This window comes from Vibrio glycogenivorans (genome assembly GCF_051660965.1).
Lineage (GTDB): Bacteria > Pseudomonadota > Gammaproteobacteria > Enterobacterales > Vibrionaceae > Vibrio.
Genome location: NZ_JBPVIS010000001.1, coordinates 613,192 through 638,665 on the forward strand (window position 1 = coordinate 613,192; position 25,474 = coordinate 638,665).

Here is a 25,474-nt window from a genome sequence, read left to right on the forward strand (position 1 = left end):
AAGGCAAAGGGTTTAGCTAGAGCGACAAGGTTATCAACAAACATACGGGCGTATGAGTCTCCCCAAACGCCCGCAAGATTAAAAAGTTAACACTTATGAATCAAGAATTACTTCTTGTCTTCTTTAACTTCTTCGAACTCAGCATCAACAACGTCGTCTTGCTGTGGCTGCTCTGCACCTGCTTCAGCGCCTTGAGCCGCTTGAGCTTGTTGCTGAGCGATTTCCATTAGCTTCTGAGCTGCTGTCATTAGCGCTTGAACTTTCGCATCGATAGCTTCTTTGTCGTCGCCGCCTTTCGCTTCTTCAAGCTCTTTGATTGCTGCTTCAATCTTCTCTTTCTCTTCTGCTGGTAGAGCGTCACCCGCTTCTTCTACCTGCTTCTGAGTACCGTGAATCATTTGGTCAGCTTGGTTACGTGCAGTCGCTAGCTCTTCGAACTTCTTGTCCGCTTCTTTGTTCGCTTCCGCTTCTTGAACCATTTTCTCGATGTCTTCGTCGCTTAGACCACCAGATGCTTGGATAGTGATCTTCTGCTCTTTGCCAGTCGACTTGTCTTTCGCAGATACGTGCAGGATACCATCCGCATCAAGGTCGAAAGTCACTTCAATTTGTGGCATGCCACGAGGAGCAGGCTGGATGCCTTCTAGGTTGAATTGACCTAGAGACTTGTTGTAAGTCGCTTGCTTACGCTCACCCTGTAGAACGTGGATAGTTACCGCGTTCTGGTTGTCTTCTGCAGTAGAGAAAACTTGGTTCGCTTTGGTTGGGATAGTGGTGTTCTTCTCAACCAGCTTAGTCATTACGCCGCCCATTGTCTCGATACCTAGAGACAGTGGAGTTACGTCAAGAAGCAGTACGTCTTTCACGTCACCCGCTAGTACACCACCTTGAACTGCAGCACCCATTGCTACTGCTTCGTCAGGGTTAACGTCGCGGCGCGCTTCTTTACCGAAGAACTCAGCCACTTTCGCTTGAACCATAGGCATACGAGTCTGACCACCTACAAGGATAACGTCAGTGATGTCGTTAACTGATAGGTCAGAGTCTGCTAGAGCAACTTTTAGTGGCTCAAGAGAGCGTTGTACTAGGTCTTCAACTAGAGATTCTAGCTTCGCACGTGTCACCTTGATGTTCATGTGCTTAGGACCCGTCGCGTCTGCAGTTACGTAAGGTAGGTTTACGTCAGTTTGAGTAGTAGAAGAAAGCTCAATCTTCGCTTTTTCTGCTGCTTCTTTCACACGCTGCATCGCTAGAGGATCGTTCTTAAGATCGATACCTTGCTCTTTCTGGAACTCTTCAACTAGGTAGTTGATCATGCGGTTATCGAAGTCTTCACCACCAAGGTGCGTGTCACCGTTAGTCGCCAATACTTCAAAGGTCTTCTCGCCTTCAACTTCGTCGATCTCGATGATAGAGATATCGAATGTACCACCACCAAGGTCGTAAACCGCGATAGTGCGATCGCCGCCTGACTTGTCTAGACCGTATGCTAGAGCCGCCGCTGTTGGTTCGTTGATGATACGCTTAACTTCTAGACCTGCGATACGGCCAGCATCTTTAGTTGCTTGACGCTGAGCATCGTTAAAGTAAGCAGGTACTGTGATAACTGCGCCAGTTACTTCCTCACCAAGGAAGTCTTCAGCAGTTTTCTTCATTTTCTTCAGTACTTCAGCAGAAACCTGAGGAGCCGCCATTTTTTGGCCTTGTGCTTCAACCCAAGCATCACCGTTGTCCGCTTTCACAATGTTGAAAGGCATGATTTCGATGTCGCGTTGTACTTCTTCGTCTTCAAAACGACGACCGATTAGACGCTTAATTGCAAATAGCGTGTTGGTTGGGTTAGTAACCGCTTGACGTTTTGCAGGTTGACCTACCAGCGTCTCACCATCTGTGTATGCAATTACTGATGCTGTTGTACGCTCGCCTTCCGCGTTCTCGATTACGCGTGGCTTGTCACCGTCTAGAACAGCAACACAAGAGTTAGTAGTACCTAAGTCAATACCAATGATTTTACCCATCAGGCTATCTCCGAATAAATTCTATTTTCGTTTGGTTATATCCCCATATGTGGGGATGGAGAATTGGGTTTCAACCCCTAATAACAAACAAAAACTAAGATGTTTGTTTCTCGTATGCACCATAGATAAGGCCTTCAGCGGGGTTTTCAAGGGTTGGATCGAAAAAAAATTAATTTTAGCGGTTAAAACCCCGCAGAGGCGAGAATCGAGAGGCGAGAGGCGAGGTGGTTTCGTAGTTGTTGGAGCTTTTTCGTGCCAAATTTCGTTTAGATAAAACAAAAGAAAAACGAACATGAAAGCTAATAATCTGGCTCATACTTCAAAGCGCCCACCCCTCGCGCGTTAGCGGTCTCGCCTCTCGATTCTCGCCTCTAAAAACAAAAAGAGAGAGGCAAAACCTCTCTCCTTCTCAATCACTTAAATGGTGTGACTATTTCGCGACCATAACCATAGCAGGGCGAACCACGCGGCCGTTGAGTTCGTAGCCTTTTTGCATGACGAACATAACGGTGTTTGATTCGTGGTCTGGGCTTTCTTGGATAGACATCGCTTGGTGAAGTTCTGGGTTGAACTTCTCGCCTTCTGGGTTGATCTCTTTCAGACCAAACTTGGCTACCGTATCAACGAATGTCTTGTGCGTTAGCTCAACACCTTCCAGGATTGGTTTCACAGCTTCGTTTTCTGTGTCAGCCGCTTGGATAGCGCGCTCTAGGTTATCGATAACTGGTAGCAGCTCTTCAGCGAACTTGTTCAAAGCGTACTTACGCGCTTTGTCAATTTCAGTCTCGGTGCGGCGACGCATGTTCTCAACTTCTGCTTTTGCGCGCAGTACTGAGTCTTTTTGCTCTTGTACTTTGGCTTCGCTTGAAAGCAGTGCAGCTTCTAGCTGAGCGATCTTGGCTTCGGTCTCGTCTAGCTCAACCTCTTCTGCGCTCTCTTCGTTCCATTCGATATCAGCGTCGCTACCAACAACCTCTGATTCAACTTCCTGCTCAGCAGCCTGCTGCTTTAGCTCTTCTTCATTTACTTTGTTTTCTTCGTTGCTCATGATGTCTCCAGAATTCAACGATTCACGCATGACGCCGCCTTGGATGCGATTGCCCCGCCGCGTCACGACATAAAAATTCGCGTATAAGGGTAACTTGCCACTATTATGGGGATGATGAGCCCTGTTTCAAGGCTTTCGCCTCGGATAATGGATAATCGAGTGCCGAATAAACCTGCCAGCTCGCAAAAATCACCGATTGAACCTTGGCTGACGGGCGATTATTGAGCGCAAGAGGTGCATGTTTTTCATTTTGACGGTAAAGTAATTTGTTGAAACACAACAATATCAGACGTCACTTAGGCTAAATTACCCCATGAATAAGTCCTTTGACACCGTTGCAATCATCGGTAAACCGCGCGACCAACACGCGATACAGACCCACCGCGACCTCTACCATTGGCTAATGGGACAGGGCAAGCGCGTGTACATTGACGATCGCCTTGAAGAGATCTTGGCCGATATCCCCGCAGAGCACTTTGCCAACCTGATTGAGCTCGGTGAGAGTGCCGATCTGGCTATCGTTGTGGGCGGTGACGGCAACATGCTGGGCGCGGCGCGGGTGCTATCTCGCTTCGATATCTGCGTTATCGGCGTCAATAAGGGCAACCTTGGCTTTCTCACCGACATCAACCCCGATGACTTCGAGACCACGTTGACCGAGGTTCTGCGCGGTGAATACATCGTTGAAGACCGCTTTCTGCTCGAAACCGAGATCCACCGCCATGGCCAGATAAAAAGCCAAAATGCGGCGTTTAATGAGGCGGTGCTTCACCCTGGTCAAGTCGCGCATATGATCGAATTTGAAGTCTACATCGATGACAGCTTTGCGTTTTCACAGCGTTCTGACGGCCTGATAGTCGCAACGCCAACCGGCTCAACCGCCTACTCGCTCTCCGGCGGCGGCCCTATTCTCTCCACCAGCATGAACGCGATAAGCCTAGTGCCGATGTTCCCGCACACCCTATCGAGTCGCCCTTTGGTGGTGGATGGCTATCGCCGCATCAAGCTGGTTGTCTCGCCAGAAAATCGCGGCACCCAAGAAGTGAGTTGTGACGGCCAGATCTCTTTGCCTGTGTCACCTGGCGATGAGATCCATATCTACCGCAGCCCGAATATACTCAAGCTGATCCACCCTAAGGATTACAGCTACTATCGCGTTTTGCGTAACAAGCTCGGCTGGTCAAGTAAGCTGTTTTAACCCTTTTTAGACGCGAGAGTCGAGAGGCGAGATCGGGCGTTGCCCTGCGAGTTTGCTTCTTGGCTTTTGCCGCGTATAGGCCCCTATCCCTATTGACACTCCCTGTTATCACGCCCTTTTTTTGCCTGTAAGGCATCGAGAACCTATTGTTATTGCTGATTAAATTTAGTCATTGTCACAAAATTTTTTTGCACTGTACCTTTACTGTATAAAGAAACAGTATATACTGTTTTCTTATACAGTATGTTCAATTATACAGGTGATGAAAAGATGCTGGCCCATTTGAGTGTGAACAACTTCGCGATCGTAAAAGCATTGCAACTTGAACTGTCTCAAGGAATGACCACGATTACCGGCGAAACCGGTGCAGGTAAATCTATTGCTATCGATGCCCTAGGGCTGTGCCTTGGCGGGCGAGCTGAAGCCGGCATGGTGCGCCAAGGTGAAGAGAAAACCGAGGTCAGCGCTGCCTTTCATCTGGATAATAACCTCCACGCCACCCGTTGGCTGGAGGACAACGACCTGTTCGATGGCAATGAGTGCATCCTGCGCCGCACCATCACCAAAGAAGGCCGCTCGCGCGCCTTTATCAATGGCAGCCCGGTGCCTTTGTCGCAGCTAAAATCACTCGGCCAAATGCTGATCAACATCCATGGTCAACACGCCCATCATCAGTTGATGAAATCTGACTATCAGATGGCGATGCTCGACCAATACGCCGGTCACCATAACCTAATCAAATCAACCCGTAACGCCTATCAAACCTGGCGCCAAGCGGATAATGCCCTTAAGCAGCTTAAAGAAAACAGCCAGGCTAACCTGGCACAAAAACAGCTGCTTGAGTATCAAATCAAAGAGCTCAACGAGCTGGCGATTGGCGAAAACGAGTTTGCTGAGCTTGAGCAAGAGCATAAGCGCCTATCCAACAGCGGCGAGCTGGCACACAGCTGTCAGCAAGCCATTGACCTTATTTACGAAAACGATGAGGTTAACGCGCTCGGTATCCTGCAAACTGCCAGCCAATCGATGATTGATCTCGCTGAGATGGATGAAAAGCTGGCAGAATTGCCCAACATGCTGGCAGAGGCGATGATCCAGATCGAAGAGGCCAACAGCGAGCTGCGCGCTTACCTTGACAATATCGATGTTGACCCGGCGCGCATGGCCTTTGTCGAAGAGCGCTTTTCCAAGGTAATGTCAATCTCGCGCAAGCACCACGTGATGCCAGAAGAGCTTTACCAACATCACCAAGATCTGCTGCAGCAGATCGAGGCCCTAGACTGCTCTGATGAAAAGCTCGATGAGCTGGCACAAGATGTCGAAACCAAGCATCAGCGCTTCCTAGTCTGCGCTGAGAAGCTGCATAAATCCCGCGTGCGCTACGCCAAAGAGCTTAACAAGCTGATCACCCAAAGCATGCACGAACTGAGCATGGAAAAGGCCCAGTTCTGCATTGAAGTGTGTTGTGAGACCCCGCACCCGTCACCGCTTGGCATTGATACCGTAACCTTTGTTGTCTCTACTAACCCAGGTCAGCCAATGCAGCCGATCGCTAAAGTGGCCTCAGGTGGTGAGCTATCGCGTATTTCCCTGGCGATTCAGGTCATTACTGCACAAAAAGTCGATACCCCAAGCCTGATTTTCGATGAGGTGGATGTGGGTATCAGTGGCCCAACTGCGGCGGTAGTCGGCAAAATGCTGCGCAAACTGGGTGAGTCGACCCAGGTGATGTGTGTGACCCACTTGCCGCAAGTCGCGGGCAGTGGCCACCAGCAACTGTTTGTCGCCAAACACACCAAGGCAGGCAAAACCGAGACACAAATGCGCGTGCTCGACACTGACCAGCGCGTCAGCGAGCTGGCAAGACTGCTTGGCGGCAGCGAGATCACCGAGAGCACACTCGCCAATGCCAAAGAGCTACTCATCGCCGCTTAAGCTTGCAGCGTGATAAGTCATTATTTATTCTGCAACTAATCCACGTCTTTGTGGTCTTAACATCGATGCGGGTCATACTCTGCGCAACCAAGCGCGCAGGGGATGAAACCCGCATCTTTGCCTCGGCTGGGTATACATCTGACGCGAGCTTGTTTATTATCAGCCAAGTTTTATTCACTAGACACAATGAAATTACCTATGCAGTTTAAGAAGTGGCTGATCGCAGCCCCTCTTGCCATGACGATGTTAACGGGTTGCTCCTTACTGGAGAAACTGGTGTATCGAATCGATATCAACCAGGGTAACTATGTCGAGCAGGAAGCGGTAGACAAACTAAGATTCGGCATGACCAAAGAGCAGGTGCGCTTTGTGCTTGGCTCACCAATGCTGATTGAGAATGGACGTCCTGACACGTGGTATTACATCTATCACCACACGCCAGGCCATAATGACTCGATCCAACGCAACCTAGTGGTGGACTTCGACCAAGCCGGTACGTTGGTGGAAGTGGATGGTGACTACACCATCGGCGACAGCTTCTTCCAAGAGCTGCGCTAACACGCCCAATCCCAGATCAAAAAAGCTCGCCAAATCGGCGAGCTTTTTCATTTATCTGTTGCCATGCTGTCGCTAAGACTGCTCAGTCTTGCGCAGCGGGCTAGGCTTACCACCGGTCACGGGATCAGCGCTGCCCGACGCCTTAGCTTGCTCGGCGCGCTTACGGCGGATCTCTTTAGGGTCGGCCAATAACGGGCGATAGATCTCGATACGGTCACGATCGCGCACCGTGGCATCGAGCTTCACATTGCGGCTAAACACGCCAACCTTGTTTTTGGCTAGGTCTACCTCAGGGTAGAGCTCCAGCACGCCAGACTGGTGAATGATCTCTTCCACGGTCATGCAGCGGTTAACGACTAGGGTAAACACACGCTGCTCGTGTGGCAGTGCGTACACCACCTCAACGTGGATCATCTCCGACTCAATACTCATAACAGTCGTACACCTGCTTTGCGCGCTTGGTAAACGCATTGACCATGTTACTGGTTAACTCATGAAACACCTTGCCAAAGGCAAGCTCAATCATCTTACTGCTAAATTCAAACTCCAGCTTCAGCTCAACCTTACACGCCTGATCATCAAGCGGAGTAAAGTACCAGCCCCCCTGCAGCGACTTAAAAGGCCCGTCGACCAGATTCATCATGATCGAGCGTCCTGGTGAGAGCACGTTGTTGGTGGTAAAGGTCTTACTGATCCCCGCCTTGGCCACATCCACCGACGCCACCATCTGCTGCTCACTGGCTTCTAAAACCGCCGCACCCGCGCAGCCGGGTAAGAACTCCGGATAGTTTGATACATCATTGACTAGGTCATACATCTGATCCGCACTAAAACTGACGAGTGCCGAACGACTGACTTGCTTCATAAACTCTCCTCATGGACGTGTTGAGTACCGTCTAGTTCACCATTTTCTCTTTTATTTGGCCTGAGCGCAAATAAAGGGATATGCTAAGCCGATTCTCCACCGTATAATGCAATGATTATGGCAAAGAAAAAATCAAAACAAAAAGCGGGTAGCAACACTATCGCGCTAAACAAAAAAGCGAGACACGAGTACTTCATCGATGATGAGATTGAAGCGGGTCTAGAGCTTCAAGGCTGGGAAGTAAAAGCCCTTCGCCAAGGCAAAGCCAACATCGCGGAAAGCTACGTTTTCATGCGTGATGGAGAAGCCTTTGTCAGCGGCATGACGATTACTCCTCTTAATCAAGCGTCAACCCACGTTGTCGCCAACCCAACCCGCGTTCGTAAGCTGCTAATGAGCCGCCGCGAACTCGACAACCTGCTCGGTCGCATCAACCGCGAAGGTATGACACTGGCAGCCCTCTCTCTATACTGGTCTAAGTCTTGGGTCAAAATGAAGATTGGTGTCGCCAAAGGTAAGAAACTGCACGATAAGCGTACTGATCTGAAAGAAAAAGATTGGGCACGTGAGAAAGCGCGCGTTATGAAGAGCTCACTGCGCTAAAATTAATCACTTAAACTCGCAAAGCTAGACAGGGTAAACAATTCTGGTAGTATGCGAGGAACACTTCGGGGCTGATTTAGGATTCGACAGGAATTTTGAAGTCTGAGGTGCATGCCGTGGGGCGGTTGGCCACGTAAAAAGCCGCAAAAAAATAGTCGCAAACGACGAAAACTACGCACTAGCAGCTTAATAACCTGCTCAGAGCTCTCTCGCCCTAGCTTCCGCACGTAAGACGGGGACCAACGAGAGATCAAACCCAAACGCGCTAGCCCGGATTCTCCCACCTGAGAGATGAACGGCGAAGTTTAATTCAGGTTAGTCATTCATTAGCGTGTCGGTTCGCAGGTGGGTGGTGAATTTAAAGATCGACTAAGCATGTAGTACCAATGATGAATGATTTTTGGACGCGGGTTCAACTCCCGCCAGCTCCACCAAACGTTTGGAAAGGCGGTAAGTTATTGACTTACCGCCTTTTTTGGCTTTATTTTTCGTTCGTGTGCCACTTGTACTAAAAGTTGGTACTAAAAATGCGCTATCTAAAGATATTCTCATCTGGTATTTGGCAGTTCCGGTATCAGATCTCAAAGCAACATAGACCGCTCTTTGATGGAAGAAGAGAGATCAAAAAATCCTTGAATACCTCTTCCAAGGATTTGGCAATCATAGAAGCTTTAAAGCTTGAGTTAGAGATCAGACAAGTAGTTAGTAAGCAGTCTGATACTGAGTGCTCGACTACTTCAGTTAACATAGCTTCAGCAATCCATACTCCTAAGAGGCAGCTAACCAAACTCACACCAACAAATGCTCTAGATAAGTATCTAACGTACAAAAGAAGCCATGTTACTGAAAAAACAGCCATGGCAGCCTACTTAAAGTGTAAAGTCGTACTAGAGCTATCAGGTAAGCTATCAATCAACCAAATTCGTCGCATGTAGACAAAAACTCTATTCGTAGAGCATATAATCGAACTGATTATTTAGAGCGCAGACGTTCGCTTATGGGCTGGTGGAGTGAACATATTGAGAGATCGGCAAAAGAATTATCCTCCAACTAAAATGCAGAGATTGCATTCTTGAGAACTGTGTAACCATCATCCTCGTACACTATTTTGGCCACCAACATCTTCAGCAGGTGGCTATGATAGGACCATTCTTTACATCTTCCCGCTATACGAAGACCTGTATGTTGAATTACTTATATCTGACATGACTCACTTAACTCGGTGGTCAAAACTATTGGTGCGAATCTTTTTGCTTCAAACCATAGAGATAAAACACAAAAAGTGCTATTCTAACTTACATTCTAACTATTAACCTTCAGGTATTTATGGGTAATAAAACATTCCAAGACCTATTTGATCCCAATCTATTTTTTGCTTATGAGATAATGGATGCGCTACGTGATTTAAATGTAGATTTTGAATGCGCAAACATAAGAAATGATATTAAATATCAATTCTGCAGTCTACAAAGTGGCTCTAATAAAAATGGGTTTTACTTCTCTGTTGATGGGTACGCTGCGACTAAGAATATAACAACATCACTAGTTTTAACAAACTCAAAAAAAGACGCGCAGGGAGACAACAGTCTAATTATAGTTGATGAACCTCAGCTAATATTTTATAAATTAATGAATTTTTTCTTTAGAGAGGAAACAAGCACATTTATTCACCCCACTGCAATAGTTTCGCCAAAGGCATATATTGCCGAAAATGTATACATTGGTCCATTTTGTGTCATTGAAGATTCTGTAATAAACAGTGATGTACACTTACATTCACATATAACCATAATGCGTGGCACCACTATTGGTAAAGGTGTGAGAATTGATAGTGGTTCTAGTATAGGCGTCAGAAGTATTGCATGGGCTTGGGATAAGAAATCCTCTACCAGAGTTATACAACCACAAATCGGCTACACCTCGATTGGCAACAACTGTCTTATTGGTTCTAATTGTTCAATTGGAAGGGGGTCTGTAAATGAGACGACAACTATTGGAAACAATGTAGTTATAGCTCAGGGAGCAAGGATTGCTCATGGCTGTATTGTTGGTGATGACTGCCACTTCGGAAACAGTATCTCTCTTTCTGGTAACGTTACCATTGGCAAAAAATCATTTATTGGTTCCGGAAGTGTAATTAGGTCGATGGTTAATATAGCCCCCAAAAATATAGTTGCCGCTGGGGCTGTTGTTGTCAAAAATAGCAGCATTGAAAATACTGTGTTGATTGGTGTACCAGCCAAACCTCAAGAAACCACTAAGACTAGATTATCTGGTATTCCAGACATATCTGGAATGTAATTTAATGAAACAATGCACTTATTGGCATTGGCATCGGCATTGGCATTGGCATTGGCACTCAATATGATCTTTGCAACGCCAATACACATGTGATGAACTTCTGTAGTCGCTCATGTTATTTGTTTTTCTTACTTGTGGTAAATGAAGAATTCACTTTTAAAAGTAGATAACAAAACACCCATGATATTGTCACTATCATGAATGATTTTTTAAAGATAACTAGACACCCATGATATTGGCACTTGAACGCAAATTCACGCGTGGGGATGTCTTTACGAATAAATAATAAGACACCCATAATATTGGCACCATCACCCTGAAGCTCCTACACTCAATCAACACCCCACCAAAGGAGCTTCAAAATGCCAACCGCACGCTCACAACAAATCAGCCTTGAAGATACCGCCTACTACCATTGCGTGTCGCGATGTGTTCATCGTGCCTTTTTGTGTGGGTTTGATGAGGCTTCGGGTAAGAGCTATGAACATCGCCGTGGTTGGGTGGAGAGTCGGCTGTTGCAGCTTGCTGGTGTTTTTGCGATTGATGTTTGTGCTTATGCGGTGATGAGTAACCATACTCATGTTGTACTGCATATCAATGAAGAGCAAGCGATGGCTTGGGATGCGCATGAGGTATTACGGCGCTGGCATCAACTGCATATAGGCACCTTGCTCACCACCCGATTTATCAATGGTGAATCGTTGGACAAGGCCTCACTGCAGTCAGTGATGGAAACGGTTGAAGTATATCGCCAGCGGCTGTATGACATCAGTTGGTTTATGCGCAACCTCAATGAGAGCATTGCTCGTCAAGCCAATAAAGAAGATGGTTGTACCGGTCGTTTTTGGGAAGGGCGCTTTAAATCGCAGGCACTGCTTGATGAAGCAGCCTTAGCAGCTTGTATGGCTTATGTTGATCTAAACCCTGTGCGGGCCAAGATCGCCGAGACCCCAGAGCAATCTAACTATACCAGCGTTAAAAAGCGGGTCGAGAGCCTGCGGCAATCGAGCGTCAATAAGCCATCTCAGCCTAAGGCCTTGTTTCCATTTGTCGGTAACCCACGCAAGCACATGCCACAAGGGCTGCCCTTTCGACTCAAAGACTATCTAGCTCTAGTAGACATCAGTGGACGCATTCTTCGGCAGGACAAGCGAGGCGCTATCTCGGAGCAACACCTCCCTATCCTTGCTCGGTTGAAAATCAGTGAATCTGTATGGGAGTCACTGATCACGACTCTTGAGAGGGAGTTCACTGGCCCGATCGGCGGCGAAAAGTCCTTACGGCTTTATCAAAGTCACAAGGGGCTTCTGCGGATGCAGGGTATTGGAGCAGCAAAGCGCTGTTTCAAAGTCGCATAGTAAAATACAAATAGACACCACTATTATTAATACTTTTATTATTGGTTTGATATCACATCAACCTAAAAAATAACTGTCGCCGCGCCTTTCTGCTGCATCCGAAAGATTTATACCAGTCAACCTTCCATTAGCTCAGTAGTGGCCAATAAGAAAGCAAATTACATTGAACCAACAGGCTGTCTACTAGTAACAATCCTCAACATAATCGAACTTACATCAAACTGACACGGAAGTTTAACCCTCTCTCGTTAATCTGCCCTTTCGATCTGGCTCTCTATAGTCGAAATAAAATATACATGGATGCAAAATGAATAAAAAACTATTGGCGTTAGCCGTTACGTTGGGTAGCTTAGGCTTGGTTGGGTGTAACTCATCAGACTCAGACAACCAAGAAACATTGGATCTTCGTATCCTTCATATTAATGATCATCACTCTAAACTTGATGCAACTGGACCTGTCTCTTTGAATCTGGGTGGTGTTGATACTCAAGTTGAGATCGGTGGTTTTCCACGCTTAGTGACCAAGTTTAACGAACTGCAAAATGGTAACACACTGCGCCTTCACGCCGGTGATGCTATTACAGGCACTATGTATTACAGCTTATTCCGAGAAGAGTTGCCTGATGCGCTGATGATGAATCAGGTCTGCTTTGATGCGTTTGCTCTGGGTAACCACGAGTTTGATGATGGTAATGAGCAGCTTGCACACTTTATTAATACCCTGAAGAACGGTGAAGACGCGTGTGGCACTGAAGTTCTAGCGGCGAACATTGAAGTCCCGTCGACCAACCCTATTTATGGTATCTACGACCCATATAAGATTTTCGATGTTGCAGGTCAGCGAGTGGGTGTCATTGGTATCGACATCTCTAGCAAGACTCAGGCTTCTTCTTCACCATCCCCGGATACTGAATTTTTCGATGAAGTTGAAACTTCACAGCGTTATATCGATATCCTGCAAGAAAAAGGGGTCGATAAAATAGTCCTTCTGACTCACTACATGTACAGCAATGACATCGCAATGGCGAAGCAGCTAAACGGAGTTGATGTGATTGTCGGTGGTGATAGTCATTCACTTCTGGCTGACAGTGATCTGCACGCAGAAATCGGCTTTGGTACACCTCACGGTGAATACCCTACCGTAGTGCAAAATGCAGACGGTAACGATGTGTGTATCGTTCAAGCGTGGGAAAATGCTCTGCTGCTTGGCGAGCTAAACGTCAGCTTTGACGCGAACGGTAATGTGACTCAATGTTCAGGCACACCTCACTTGCTATTGGGCAATGAATTTATTCACCCTGATTTTGATGCAGAAGAAAACCCTGATGCCGCGCACACCGAAGAAGAGTTAGAGACAATCCAGCAGTTCATCGCTGGTGAGAAGGCTTTGAGTTCAGTTGTTGAAGATGAAACTACAGCTGAAAAACTGTCTTACTACGCCGAGCAGGTTGAAGAGAAAATGCAAGAGATCATTGGCTTTAGCGATGGTCTTCTATGTAATGAGCGTACACCAGGCTCTAACCACTCATCGGGCGCCGAGTGTGCAGCAGGAAGCCCTGAGCGTGACTTCATGAACCAACACGGAAGCATCATGGGTAACGTGGTTTCTGAAGCGTTTGTAGATTTGTCTATCCGTGCCGATATCGCTATCCAAAATAGTGGCGGCGTTCGCACCACAATCTCAAAAGGCGACGTCTCAGTCGGTAATGCTTTTAATGTGTTGCCGTTTACGAACCTTCTAGTCAATCTAGACATGAAGGGACAAGAGATCGTCAACACCATCGAAGATGCCATCGATAATGTGGTTGTAAACAGTTCAAGTGGTGCATTCCCTGTAGCAGCCAATCTTCGTTTTGATGTCGATATGAACGCAGCGAAAGGTGCACGCATCACCAATGTGGAAGCACGTCGTAAGAATGAAGATGGCTCATTCGGTGAATGGCATGCTATTGAGCTAGACGGTGATTATGTTGTTGTTACCAACGACTTCATCGCTCAAGGTGGTGACCGCTACGATTCGTTTGTTCCTGTCTATGAAGACGAAGATCGTCGTGAAGATACCGGCCTGTTGTACACCGATTCGCTGATCAACTACATCAAGAAACTGGAAGACCGCGGTGAAAACCTAGACATTCCTGAAGCGTCTGAGATGGCCGTGCAGAGCTTTATTGCTTTGAACTAAGCTCAGAGCGTTTAAGGTCGCAAAATTGACTCTCACTACCTCAAAGTCCGAGTGTATTCTGTGCACTCGGATTTTTTTTGAGTGCCTTTAATCAATATTACCCCGCCCAAAGCCAATTCAAACCACCATACTATAGGCCCTTTAGACTTCAACCTTTGAATCAAAAGCTCAACTGTTGCCAGTGTTGGTTCAGCCCTGCCTTATTGTACTCTGCACATAAGATCATCTAAACAACCCTGTTACATTCAGTAAGCCTTACAATCACTTAAGAATAGCGCCTCGCAAGAGCGCTTCACATAATTGCAATATTAAGTACTTAGTACTGCAACATCATCATTCTAGCCTAACGCAAAAAACGAATAGGTAGCTTTAATGAGTCTGCAATTAAACCAAATTAATAAGTACTTTGATGATGTTCATGCCCTTAGCGATATTAATATGTCGTTAGATAAGGGAGAACTCGTTGCACTCGTTGGCCCATCAGGGTGTGGTAAAACCACTCTCTTACGCTGTATTGCTGGATTAGAGCAGCCGTCCAGTGGTGAAATTATGATTGGTGATCGTTTGGTCTTTGGTCAACAAAACGGTAAAAAAGTAGCCCTTTCTACCCAGCAAAGGCAGCTCGGTATGGTGTTTCAAGACTTTGCACTCTGGCCTCATTTAACCGTATTCGAAAATGTCGCATTTGGCTTAAGAGCTCGCAAAGAAACCAAAAACCTTAGCCAGCGTGTTAATGCTGCGCTAGAGCAGGTTCAACTCGGTGCTTTCGCAAAACGTTACCCAAGCCAGCTCTCAGGTGGCCAACAGCAACGTGTTTCAATTGCACGCGCTATTGTCACCCAGCCAGCCTTAATTCTACTCGATGAGCCTCTATCAGCCCTCGATGCTGTTCTCAAAGAGCAAATTCAGCAACTGTTGGTATCTGTTTTAAAAGAAAATCAGCTAACGGCGGTGTATGTCACTCACGATCAGTCAGAAGCGATGTCGATGGCTGATAAAGTGATGCTACTTAGTAATGGCAAGGTTGAGCAATTTGCTACACCAGAAGCAATCTACCACCAGCCAAAAACGGAGTTTGTTGCCAACTTTATTGGTAAAAACAATCGAATCCGCCAAGGTGAACAAATTTCTTTTGTTCGTATGGAGCACATTCGCTCTCAACCGAATCAAAACAGTGATGATCTTAAGTTTGATGCTGTGATCACCGCTTCCAAGTTTCACGGTCAGCACTACCTTATTCAAGCGGATATGAGTGGTGAAAAGTGGCACTTCAGTGCCAATCAGCCATTAACAGCTGGCCAACCAGTCTCTCTGTACTGTAACCGTGAACACATCTACTCAATTCCTGCATAAGGTAAATACAATGAAAAAGCTGACTTTCTTAGCCCTTTCTCTTGGTCTGGCTACGGGCGCTGTCTCAGCCGCTGATCTCACTGTCTACACGGCAGGCCCTAAAGGGCTATCGGATAAACTCATCAACGACTACCAGCTAGTATCAGGTAAAAAAGTCGCAACGTATGAAGCGACGACAGGTCGTATCTTAGGTCGCTTAAAGGCAGAGCAAGCACGCCCGGTTGCCGATGCGGTGATTCTGGCTTCTTGGCCAGCAGCAATGGGTTTACAAAGTGAAGGCCTACTACACAGCTTTGAGCCTGAGCATGCAGAGCACCTGCGCGAGGGCTGGAACAGCGACAACCAGCTCTTTGCCTACTCTGGCTCTGCCCTGGGGATCACCTATAACACACTATTGGTTGAGCAAGCGCCAGCATCACTAACTAGTTATGCGCAACAAGAGTGGCAGGATCAGGTTGTGATCCCAGACCCAACAGAGTCAGGCTCAGCACTAGACTTTATCTCGGGTTTTATCGCTGACGACGCTGATAGAGCATGGCAGCTATTTTCTGCATGGCAAGACAACGGTATAGATGTGAATGGTGCGAACCGCCCTGCACTCAACCAAGTCGTCAATGGTTCAAAAGCCGTCGTTCTCGCAGGGGTTGATTACATGGGTTACAGCGAGAAGAACAAAGGTAATCCGATTGAGGTTATCTATCCAGAAGAAGGCACCGTTATTGCGCCTCGCGCGGCAATGGTCCTAAAATCAAGCCAAAACAAGCAAACCGCTGAGGACTTTGTTTCCTACCTATTGAGCGAGCGCGCACAACAGATCGTCGCAGACGAGATGCTACTGCCTGGCCGCAGCGATGTGCCAGCCCATCCTTCTCGCCCAGACTATGCAGATATCAAGTTGCTGGATTATGACTGGAACTGGATGTTCGACAACCAAGCTTCTGTCACCACGAAATTTAGCAATATGTTCCGCTAATACCCTCAACTGGAGAGGTAATGTGCCTCTCCAGTTACTGTTTTACTTCTAGTCTAAGAACCTCTATGACCGCCTTTGCTTCTCCATCGACCCCCCCCAAACATGTACTGTTCGCTTTACTCAGTTTGCTTGTGCTGATCCTACTGCCTGTTAGCACGATTTTAGCCCATAGTATTTATCAACAAGGTCAATGGCACTTCGTCAGCTTATTTCGTCAACTTGTCGATAGCTACACCCTAAATGTACTTTGGAACTCAATCCAGTTGGCTTTATTGGTGACCCTGGTTGCAACACTGCTCGCTGCCCCCTTGGCATGGATCACCGCAAAAACCTCGATGGGAAAGCACAAATGGCTGGATATCGTGGTACTCATCCCATTTATGACGCCACCGTTCATAGATTCAATGGGCTGGATGATCTTTATGCGTCCACGAGGCTACCTTGAGCAACTGTTACCGGGTTTAGCGGGTTTCCAGTCTGGCTTTTTCTCTCTGGCTGGAATGGTGCTCATTATGAGTTTGTCACTGTTTCCATTCATGTACTTGGTAATTAAAAATAGTCTGTTACGCATCAATGCCAGTGTTGAAGAAGCGGCGGTTATTTATGGTGCCACCCCGCTCTATTCGCTGACCAGGGTTACCCTACCTCTGGTGTTATCCGGTTACGTCATGGGGGCACTACTGGTCTTTGTTAAGACGATTTCTGAATTTGGTACACCCGCAACCCTTGGCAAACAAATTGGCTACTATGTACTGACCACCGAAATCCACCGCTTTACCTCCACTTGGCCAATCGATTTTGCCAAAGCGGCCACGCTCTCATTAGTGCTTTTGACTGTCAGCATGCTGATGTGGATGGCTCAGCTGCATATCTCTAACCGCTATCAGTATCAACTCATTAGCGGCAAAGGTAACAAATCGCGCTTGATTAGGTTAAGCCGTTGGCAGCAAGTACTGTGTTGGCTGGTGATTGGCGCTGTGCTGTTTTTATCCATTGGCATTCCCTATTTCTCTATCACAGCGACCGCTTTGCTTGATCTTGCCGGACTCGGACTGAGCTGGAGCAACCTCACTCTTAAGCATTTTTCCAGCGTATTTGATGCAGATGGCGCGGCATTTCGCGCTTTAACCAACAGCATTAAGCTTAGCTTCTATGCGGCAACTCTGTGTGCTGTACTGGGAATATGGTATGGGCTAATTGTGGTAAAAGGTCAAACCAAGCTTAGCAAAGTCATTGATTTTTCCAGCTTGTTATCCAACACCGTACCCGGCATTGTGGTGGTGTTTGGCTTAATCCTCTTTTGGAACTCACCACTTAACCCGGCACCGGTATACAACACCAGCGCTATGCTTGTCCTAACGTATGTTGTGCTGTTTTTACCTTACACGGTCCAGTACGTTAAATCTGCCGCCGAGCAAATCAGCGCCAGCTTGGAAGATGCCGCACGAGTTGGAGGGGCATCTGATTGGTTCCAGTTAACTAAAGTTACCTTACCTCTGATTTTCCCGGGCGTGATTGCAGGTTGGACGATGAGTTTTATTATCGGCCAGCGCGAGTTGGTGGGCTCACTGATGGTTAAACCACCGGGTGTAGACACAACGGCAACCTTTATCTTTAGCGAGTTTGACCAGGGTAATACCAGTCTTGCCATGGCGATGGCACTGGTTGTGGTGAGTGTCACCGTCGCTATCCTATCACTGCTCAAGGTAATTGAGACTCGATATATCAAGAAGGTGTAAATAGATCATGTTCGAACTCGATAACCTGGTCATTGTTATCGCATCACTGCTTGCCTCCACGATCTCGGCCATCACCAGTATGGGTGGTGGTATTATTGTGCTGGCGGTCATGTACTCTACCATGTCCAACGTATTGCTCGCGCTCACGCTGCACTCTTGGTTTGGCTTATCAAGTAATATTTCTCGAGCAATTGCCCTGAGAAAAGACGTACAACACAGAAAGGTCGCTCTGTTTGTGCTTGGCGGGATACCCAGCTCGATTGTCACTGTTTTCCTGTTTAATCATTTGATTGCAACAATAGACTGGTTTGAAGATGGATTTAAGATGGCGATTGGCTTGTACATACTTTCGACGCTACGCAAGAAAAAACATACTGAAAACGACAACCAAACCACTAACTACTGGAAGCTGGGCATGTTTGCTATGCCAGTCAGCGTTTCATTTGGTGCCAATGGTGCTTTGATTGGTAAGAAAATAGCTCAAGATATAAGCTGTAAGCGTCAGATCGTTGCAACCTCGTCTTACTGCCAACTGATGGGGCATATATTTAAAATCGTGGTCTTTTATTTGCTTTATAAGACCAACACCATTAATAGCTACACAGTGTATGATGACTTTAGCACCTATCTGCCGATCATTGTTGCGATGTTTCTATTCTCACTCGTAGGCACCTATCTTGGCCGCAGCTTACTTGATAGGGTCAATAAATCATTATTTGATAAGATATTTAAATCGTCTATTTTAATCTCATCACTGATGATTATTTTCGGCTCTATGTCGCGAATGATATAGTCATATCTAGGGGCAGTAAAGCATTGTTTCGAAAACGCTTAGTTGCCCCTACTCCTAAGCACTCAACCTAGAAGCCTCATTAGCCTAAAATAGTAATCCATAAACCTCGGTGTAAGCCCCATCAGGCGAGCTTGGCACTCTGTGACGAACTAGCCTCAGACTCAGATGGTACGATTCGACGCTCTAGCGAATATTTTCCTCCACCAAAGGCGATAAGTAAGGCATAGACAAAACAGTACACTGTCGCGAGTTCGTTACCTGCCCACCCCTTAGCCATACCGACCATATATACCGCAATACCCATCGTAAACAGAAGCATTGCTGCACTAAAACGGGTGAAGAGGCCGATAATCAAAAGCAGGGAGCAAATCAACTCACTAGAGACTGCCATGGTAAGGCTTACCTGCGAGCCAAGACCAAATGGGTCAAAAAAGGTTTGTGACAACGCCGAGTAATTGACCAACTTGGGTATGGCATGGGTCAGCATCGCCAAACCAATTCCAATGCGAACCAACAGTAAGCTTACATCCTCAAGTACGGGTAAACGTTTTGAATGGGTAACAATCGTAAGGATCGACTTCATAACAGCATTCTCTCTATTGATTAAATAATACGCGAGCCAGGCGGAGCACAGATGGTAGGTTTGAGTTAAATATAGTTCGAATATTTGTCTAGATATATGCTCTAATATGAACAGGATTGTTTCATATAGTGTGCAAATTATGGATAGATTGAGTGCGATGCGGGTATTTGTTGTCGTCGTTGAGAAAGGCAGCTTTACCTTGGCGGCAAAACATCTCGAACTTAATCGAGTTAAAGTCACGCGCTATGTGACCGCGCTAGAGAGTTGGTTGGGCGTGCGTCTTCTTCAGCGCAGCACTCGGCGCTTATCACTCACACCTGCAGGAGAGAATTTTCTCCAACAGTGTTATTCATTGTTAGCCATCTCTGAAGAAATGCAAGATTGCGTTGCAAGTGCAGCAACCATTCCGCAAGGTCAATTACGTGTTACGGCCACAACGGCGTTTGCCACTAGCCACCTCTCCGAAGCGATTACCGATTTCCTCTCCCTATATCCCAAGGTTTCAGTGGATATGATGATGGTCCCTGAGAAAGTCAGCTTGATTGATGATCAGGTAGACCTTGCGATCCGAATTGCTGATCAACTTGACCCCGGGCTAATTGCGCGAAAAATTGCCCAGTGCCGCTCCGTGTTATGTGCCTCACCCAATTATTTAAAGACAATTGGGAAACCCAAACAGTTGTCTGATTTAAGCCGACACAACTGCTTGCTCTTTGCCCAGTTTGATACCTATCAGTGGCATCTTAGTGATGGCAACACCAGTGAGAGCGTAACAGTGAGTGGCCGATTACGCTCTAACGATGTCTTGGCATTGCTCAAAGCGACTCAGCATGGCGCAGGTATTGCCCGACTGCCAAGATATCTAGTCAGTGAAGAGCTCCACAGCGGCGCCTTGGTTGAGGTATTACCACAGTGGCACGCTAAACCGATGAGTATTTGGGCCGTTTATCAGTCACGTCAGCATATGCCAGCCGCCTTGCGAGGGCTTATTGATTTTTTAGTTGAACGATTTTCTCATCAGCATGACTGGTAGCATTAACTTGCGTTAAGAATACCGTTAGCGATGAACATTACTTCAAGAAAATAAAATAAATGAAAGTAAAAAGGCACCTATTATATTTGTCCTCTAAAGGCCCCAAACATCACGTTTAGGGCCTTCTATCTTCCTATAAAACCAAAATTAATCGACTCTCACCACGTGATAGCTCATGTCATTATCATTCAGTTCAACAACATAGCGACCAGACACTGAGGTGTAGATATCGTTGCCCGTCTGCTCTAGATAGCCGTCACCGTTGTTATCACCATAGTTCTGGCTCCAATCGCCATAGACGTCAAACTTAAAGCGCTGATCGGCTTGGCCATCAAAGTCGACTTCCAACTGCCAGAGATGGTCGGCCACCAGCACCAAAGCAGAGCTGTCCCAGTTGTTGGGGGTGCCACGGAAATACAGCTGTGAGAAATTCGCCGCTGGCGGTTGATTCGGGTCATTGACGATGATGGTCACACTGGCAGTCGCGGTTTTACCGCCGTCATCGGTGACTTTCAGCTCAACCACATGACTGCCTGCAGAGTTGAACGTTATGCTTGTCTCTACCCCTGTCGCGCCATTACTCCACAGATAGCTGCTGATCACCCCGTCGCTATCTGTTGAGCCTGCGGCGCTGAAAGTGACCGTAGCACCGACATCCACCTGGCTCGCTGAGGCATCAATGACGGCCTTAGGTGCCTGATTCGCACCGGCCTCGGAGAGGCGATAAGCCAGGGTTTGATCATTCACTTCAACAATGTAGTCACCGGACACTGTGGTATAAATATCGTCACCTGTCGGCTCTAGCACGCCGTCACCATTATTATCGCCATAGTTTTGGCTCCAGTCGCCATGCAGATCAAACTTAAACCGTTGCTCAGCTTGACCATCAAAGTAGATCTCTAATTGCCAAGTATTGTCTTCCACTAACGTCATGGCTGTTGCATCCCAGCCATTGGCCGTACCACGAAAGTAAAGCTGGTCGAAGTTTTGTGCCAAGTCCTGATTATCAACGCTAATGGTGACTTGCGCTTCGGCGCTCGCCCCTTCGTTGTCCGTCACAACCACACTGATAACGGTCTGACTGGTGATGGTTAGGGTGATGCTGTCACTGGTATCGCCAGTACTCCAGGCATAGCTAACAATATCACCATCCGGGTCATAAGAGTCTGCTGCTGACAAGGTCACTTGTGTGCCACTGGCAACGGTGTGGCTGTCAGGCGTGATCACCGCCACCGGGCTTTGATTATCGACGCCATCAGGTTGCCCTTCAGTCACCGCTCCAGAATCAATGACCCAGCTTCCCTCACCAACGCTATAGTTGTTGCCCCCATTATTGTCCCAGCGACCACTACAGTCATTGGTGACAAACTCCAGAGCATGGTCAAGCAGGTCAACCGTCAGGCTGTACCAGCCATTTTGCAGCGCTTGCATCTTAACCCCGGGAGCGGTGGTCCAAGTTTGTGCACCGTCAACACTGTAGTGCAAGCAAACCTCAGCCCAGCCTTGGGTGTTTTGATAGTAAACCGTACTAGTCACAGACTGGCCGAGAATGCGGAACGTCACACTGGTGGTATCGGTCGCCCCTTTATCATCGGTGACCGTGACGGAATAGCTGCTTAGCTCATTGATGGTCACTGTGATTGACTCACCAGTCTCACCGGTACTCCAATGGTAAGACACGATCTCTCCATCTTCATCCGTCGAAGAGGCCGCACTCAAGGTGATGACACTGCCAAGCTCAACGGTTTGGCTGCCCGGCTCGATCACCGCTACCGGACGCTTATTACCTGGGATCACATCAGCCGTGAAGAACATGTGCTCGCCTTCAATGTTGCCATTGATGTCTTCAACCGTCTTGCCGCCTTGCTGAGAGAAGCGACCCGTACCCACATAAACCTGCTGGATCTCCGAGCGAGTCACATTACCCTTGCTATCTGTCGCCTCGATATAGTAGTCGAGGAGCTGGTCTTGGAACTGATTGAAATAGGTGAAGTACATGTTACCAATAAGCTCAGCAGGCACGACCTCAAAGGTCTGTGTACTAGAAGGCTGCCAGCTGACCCCATTAATATCCGCGCTCAAGTCGCGCTCTTTCATCGCAAAGCTCTGCCACTCACCGACTCGATCTGGGTCAACATCCGGGTCGCTGCTGTGCGCTTTAGGATCGTAGAGCTGATAAGTTTTGTCTTTCGCATCAGCCCACTTGTTGGTGTGGGGGCGAACCTTGACGGTAATGTTGTCAATGCCACTGGCGTCAAACGCATAGGTGTAGATAGCAAAGGTCGTGTCAGCATAGACTTCCGCCCAGCCTTCCGCTTTACTCTTGTTGGCACTGCCCGGGTTGTAGGGGTAACGCTGTGGCCACCAAATCGATGGGCCAGTGCGATCCTTGCTTAGATTGCTATCGACATAAGGCGTGGTGAAGTGAAGAGATTGATTGAACGAAATCGTCGGCTTAACGCCATCATCCACGTTCTCATCATAATAACCAAACCCAGAATCAATCGAGGCGATAAGGAAGTACCAACCTAACTCTGCAGGGTTTGCGCCCCCTGCATAGTTGTTATTCTCGTCGCCTTTTACCGGGAAAGACATCATCCAAGGGTTCAGCTGATTGCCATCATAGGTAACCTGGCGATCTCGGTCGCTCGTGGGCTGCCAGTGATTTGGGTTATCATCTAGCCATATCTGCTCTGCGGTCTTTGCATAGTTCTCTGCCGCTTGGAGCAGCGCAAAGTTACGCTCGAGATAGTGATAACCAAGCTCAAGCGAGACCATATGCTGGCGCTGCGCGATGTAATCCGTGCCATGAGCGTTATTGAAATCACTCATTTGCCCAGACCACACGCCCATCGGCAAGTGCCAGTGATACCAAGTTGGGTCAGCCGATGAATCACGAGTATCAATCCACGAGCCATCCTGAACATGAACGATGTCATCCGCCGGGATAGGATGAGCGCGCAGATACTCCTCCACTCCCATACCGACCACTCCTGAGTCCGCATACGTCACATTGCCCGATGCCGCCCAAGTGCCACCATCCCCTGCTCGGCCCTGAGAGTTATCGCCATCATGGGCGATAACAAAGTACTGCTTACGACCCAGAGCCGCCGCTTCATCTTCAAACTCCTTTAACACCCCAGCGGTGACACTTCCTTGGTAACCTTCTTCCCAAGAGCTGGCCTGCTCAACCGGAATGCCGGCGATTTTTTGCACTTGGGCCGTATTGGGGTTGACGTACTGCACCCAGTGAGGGATCGATGCAAACGGGAACTTATTCTGGGTCACCTGTTGCTCGTTAAACATCGGAATCGAAACCCAGTTGCCGACATCGCTGCTGTTACGCAGATCGGCTCGGTTTGGCGGTGAAATCATAGTATCGACACCGGGATCATTCAGGTATGGATAATCTCGCAGTGTGCGTGAGTAGTGGACATTACCGAGTACCGACCACTCGATACCCAGCTTATCCAACACTGGAATGATGCGGGTGGAAAAGCCCAGCTCGGTTGGAAAGAACCCCTTGGATGAGCGGAAACTGTCACCAAGAAAGTAGTCTTGAGCCAGAGTGACATTGTGATAAATAAGATCTTTGAGGAAATAGTCATTGCCCACGAGTGGCCCCATCGTATGGTGGCCACTGAAATGGATGGTGTCTAAGGCATTAAAGCCGCTCGCCGTTTTAGTGTTGTCTTGAGTCTCGCGCCAATAATTTCCCCAGCCGAGGTTATAACCATCGAGATTGTTCAGCTCAGCAAAACTCTGCACATTATTGATCACCGAAGCTGACATGGTGACATGAGTTTGGCTCAAAGGGTGACTGCCACGATTTTGCTTGGCAGTATCCATCGGCCAACTGAGGTAAGCCCCGCGCTTGGCATGATGGGAATAATATGCCACTAAATCATCATGGGGCATAGGTAGCCCGCTCCCGGGAATATAGAACGAGTAATTGGGCGGCGGGTTATTTTTTAAGTTAATCACCTGGCCATCATAGGTATAACGAATGGGTGAACCTACCGAAAGCTGGTCATATTCGCTAACGTCATAGTAGGGCCAGAAATTAGGCATATGGTTATGGTAAATATGGGTGGCGGCAATTTCAGCCTGAGCAGAACTTGCCAGTATCATCGTCGTGATAGTGAGCCATTTGTTCATCAGTTAATCCTTCCATTGAATATACGCTGCCGCACTTATTATCTGAAATCAAGGTGCATATAAACCAATCAGAACATAAACGAGTAAACACGCTTAATCCTGCCTGATATTGGCCGTTTCCATAATCCATAGGAGTCCTACTCCGCAAAGAGTCTTGTTAACTGCTCTATACCTGAGTTAACTCAAGAATAATTGGCAAAACCCACAACATTTGTTTTTTGTACATCCCTGCAAACTGGAAGCTTGCCCCTCCTGATGCGACACATATTAGTAAACGCGAAGAGGTGGTTAAAATTCCACCAAAAAAGGGAGTTTATGCAAATCATGTCAATCTTTGTAGGCATAGAAGAAAAAAGCGACCAATTTTACACACTACAATACTTGCACTAAATAACAGTTGGCGTAAGTTAAATAAACTTGTTGCATTGGTTTTTTTAGATATCACGCATTTATTACTGGGTTAGTCTTACAAAGAGAATCGTAATCTAATTCACTAACAACAATGTCAAAAACACAAATATTGGTTTGAGCTAGAACAATTACTAGCCCTCTACTTTAGTCCAATTTAATAACATGCCATTCTGTTTATCCAAGCCCATCAAATAACAAAATATACCGTACAGCATCTATTATTAAATCAATCCACAACCACACCTAAAGTTACTTGCAATTGATTTGCAACGTACTGATTTTTATATGAACAGACTACTTACAATAGATTTATGTCTATGAAATTTGTTACAACCCCACATCCAATACAAATTAATTGCAGCCCT

The 25,474-nt window shown here is 47.2% G+C and carries 19 protein-coding genes and 1 other RNA gene; 14 read left to right on the plus strand and 6 right to left on the minus strand.

The window, feature by feature from the left end; all coding sequences use genetic code 11:
- Nucleotides 1-107: 107 nt before the first annotated feature.
- Together dnaK and grpE are read right to left on the minus strand one after the other, a co-directional pair.
- Nucleotides 108-2,018, minus strand: a complete 1,911-nt coding sequence (gene dnaK, locus ACSTTG_RS02860; protein WP_438458921.1) for a molecular chaperone DnaK — start codon at nt 2,016-2,018, stop codon at nt 108-110.
- Nucleotides 2,019-2,448: 430 nt separating this feature from the next.
- Nucleotides 2,449-3,066, minus strand: coding sequence for a nucleotide exchange factor GrpE (gene grpE / locus ACSTTG_RS02865; protein WP_438473729.1), 618 nt, complete (start codon nt 3,064-3,066; stop codon nt 2,449-2,451).
- 313 nt (nt 3,067-3,379) lie between these two features.
- On the opposite strand from grpE, the gene nadK reads away from it, so the two are divergent.
- From nadK to bamE, 3 genes are all read left to right on the plus strand, one after another.
- Entirely contained in the window at nt 3,380-4,264 is an 885-nt protein-coding gene (nadK, locus tag ACSTTG_RS02870; protein WP_438458923.1) for an NAD(+) kinase, read from the plus strand.
- 270 nt (nt 4,265-4,534) lie between these two features.
- Nucleotides 4,535-6,199 carry a DNA repair protein RecN gene (recN, locus tag ACSTTG_RS02875; RefSeq protein WP_438458924.1) on the plus strand — a complete coding sequence of 555 codons (1,665 nt, stop codon included), beginning with the start codon at nt 4,535-4,537 and terminating at the stop codon, nt 6,197-6,199.
- A gap of 198 nt (nt 6,200-6,397) precedes the next feature.
- A complete protein-coding gene (gene bamE / locus ACSTTG_RS02880) occupies nt 6,398-6,757 on the plus strand; it encodes an outer membrane protein assembly factor BamE (RefSeq protein ID WP_438458925.1) in 360 nt (119 codons plus the stop codon).
- A gap of 72 nt (nt 6,758-6,829) precedes the next feature.
- On the opposite strand, the gene ACSTTG_RS02885 is transcribed toward bamE, so the two are convergent.
- Nucleotides 6,830-7,189, minus strand: a complete 360-nt coding sequence (locus tag ACSTTG_RS02885) for an RnfH family protein (protein WP_438458926.1) — start codon at nt 7,187-7,189, stop codon at nt 6,830-6,832.
- Nucleotides 7,179-7,622: an SRPBCC family protein gene (locus ACSTTG_RS02890; RefSeq protein ID WP_438473730.1), complete on the minus strand. Its 444-nt coding sequence runs from the start codon at nt 7,620-7,622 to the stop codon at nt 7,179-7,181. Before ACSTTG_RS02890 ends, ACSTTG_RS02885 begins: the two co-directional genes overlap by 11 nt.
- A 117-nt stretch (nt 7,623-7,739) precedes the next feature.
- On the opposite strand from ACSTTG_RS02890, the gene smpB reads away from it, so the two are divergent.
- From smpB to ACSTTG_RS02940, 10 genes are all read left to right on the plus strand, one after another.
- Nucleotides 7,740-8,225 carry an SsrA-binding protein SmpB gene (gene smpB / locus ACSTTG_RS02895; RefSeq protein ID WP_438458928.1) on the plus strand — a complete coding sequence of 162 codons (486 nt, stop codon included), beginning with the start codon at nt 7,740-7,742 and terminating at the stop codon, nt 8,223-8,225.
- A 67-nt stretch (nt 8,226-8,292) separates the two neighbouring features.
- Nucleotides 8,293-8,659: a transfer-messenger RNA gene (ssrA, locus tag ACSTTG_RS02900) on the plus strand.
- A 93-nt stretch (nt 8,660-8,752) separates the two neighbouring features.
- A complete protein-coding gene (locus tag ACSTTG_RS02905) occupies nt 8,753-9,160 on the plus strand; it encodes a DUF6538 domain-containing protein (protein WP_438473731.1) in 408 nt (135 codons plus the stop codon).
- Between the two features lie 391 nt (nt 9,161-9,551).
- Nucleotides 9,552-10,526 (plus strand): DapH/DapD/GlmU-related protein, encoded by a 975-nt coding sequence (locus tag ACSTTG_RS02910; protein WP_438473732.1) that lies wholly within the window; start codon nt 9,552-9,554, stop codon nt 10,524-10,526.
- A gap of 362 nt (nt 10,527-10,888) precedes the next feature.
- Nucleotides 10,889-11,884: a transposase gene (locus tag ACSTTG_RS02915; protein ID WP_438473733.1), complete on the plus strand. Its 996-nt coding sequence runs from the start codon at nt 10,889-10,891 to the stop codon at nt 11,882-11,884.
- A gap of 307 nt (nt 11,885-12,191) precedes the next feature.
- Nucleotides 12,192-14,066 (plus strand): 5'-nucleotidase C-terminal domain-containing protein, encoded by a 1,875-nt coding sequence (locus ACSTTG_RS02920; protein WP_438473734.1) that lies wholly within the window; start codon nt 12,192-12,194, stop codon nt 14,064-14,066.
- A 372-nt stretch (nt 14,067-14,438) separates the two neighbouring features.
- Nucleotides 14,439-15,419, plus strand: a complete 981-nt coding sequence (locus tag ACSTTG_RS02925) for an ABC transporter ATP-binding protein (protein ID WP_438473735.1) — start codon at nt 14,439-14,441, stop codon at nt 15,417-15,419.
- 10 nt (nt 15,420-15,429) lie between these two features.
- A complete protein-coding gene (locus ACSTTG_RS02930; protein WP_438458939.1) occupies nt 15,430-16,392 on the plus strand; it encodes an extracellular solute-binding protein in 963 nt (320 codons plus the stop codon).
- Between the two features lie 65 nt (nt 16,393-16,457).
- Nucleotides 16,458-18,131: an ABC transporter permease gene (locus tag ACSTTG_RS02935; protein ID WP_438473736.1), complete on the plus strand. Its 1,674-nt coding sequence runs from the start codon at nt 16,458-16,460 to the stop codon at nt 18,129-18,131.
- Nucleotides 18,132-18,138: 7 nt separating this feature from the next.
- Nucleotides 18,139-18,924, plus strand: a complete 786-nt coding sequence (locus ACSTTG_RS02940; RefSeq protein ID WP_438458941.1) for a TSUP family transporter — start codon at nt 18,139-18,141, stop codon at nt 18,922-18,924.
- Between the two features lie 121 nt (nt 18,925-19,045).
- On the opposite strand, the gene ACSTTG_RS02945 is transcribed toward ACSTTG_RS02940, so the two are convergent.
- Nucleotides 19,046-19,507, minus strand: coding sequence for a DoxX family protein (locus ACSTTG_RS02945; protein ID WP_438458942.1), 462 nt, complete (start codon nt 19,505-19,507; stop codon nt 19,046-19,048).
- A 139-nt stretch (nt 19,508-19,646) separates the two neighbouring features.
- Here ACSTTG_RS02945 and ACSTTG_RS02950 point away from each other — a divergent pair, with 139 nt between their 5' ends.
- Nucleotides 19,647-20,540: a LysR family transcriptional regulator gene (locus ACSTTG_RS02950; protein WP_438458943.1), complete on the plus strand. Its 894-nt coding sequence runs from the start codon at nt 19,647-19,649 to the stop codon at nt 20,538-20,540.
- A 147-nt stretch (nt 20,541-20,687) separates the two neighbouring features.
- On the opposite strand, the gene ACSTTG_RS02955 is transcribed toward ACSTTG_RS02950, so the two are convergent.
- The gene (locus tag ACSTTG_RS02955) at nt 20,688-24,698 is read right to left on the minus strand and encodes a PKD domain-containing protein (RefSeq protein WP_438473737.1); all 4,011 of its coding nucleotides are present in this window, start codon (nt 24,696-24,698) and stop codon (nt 20,688-20,690) included.
- Nucleotides 24,699-25,474 lie beyond the last annotated feature (776 nt).